The 430-nt window shown below is 69.8% G+C and carries 1 protein-coding gene; it reads left to right on the forward strand.

The window, feature by feature from the left end; all coding sequences use genetic code 11:
* Positions 1–220: 220 nt before the first annotated feature.
* The coding region (locus G4D85_RS49100) for a hypothetical protein (protein ID WP_205526044.1) at positions 221–430 on the forward strand (210 nt) is incomplete at its 3' end.

The following is a 430-nucleotide window of genomic DNA, read 5'->3' on the forward strand; positions in this document are numbered from 1 at the left end:
GGATCTCCCGGCGAATGCTAGCGAGCGGGACTCCTCCGATGCGCTGACGCCCGCCTCGGAGATGGCCCTCCCGTCGAACTCCGGGCGTGCCGATGTCGTGTCTGCGTCCGTGGCTCCTGAGCTGTCGACCGCCTCTCACGAACAGCGTGACTCCAAGGAGCGCGGTGCTGGGGCAACCTCCAGTGGGCACGCGTCGACCGCACCTTCGACCCGAGCGCCCGTGCTGGATGCGCGAGAGGGGGGGCCTCTGTCCCTCTCCGGCAGCGAGGTCCCCACCGTCACCGACACCTCGCCGGGAAGGCAGAAGCCCTCGGTGTGGCTCCGGCCTCGTCGCGTGTTGGGCCTCACCATGAGCCTGGGGTTGCTGCTCATCGTGGGGGCCGGGGTGATGAATGGTCTCCGAGGAGACCCGTCGACGGAGACGGCCACC

The organism is Pyxidicoccus trucidator (assembly GCF_010894435.1).
GTDB lineage: Bacteria > Myxococcota > Myxococcia > Myxococcales > Myxococcaceae > Myxococcus > Myxococcus trucidator.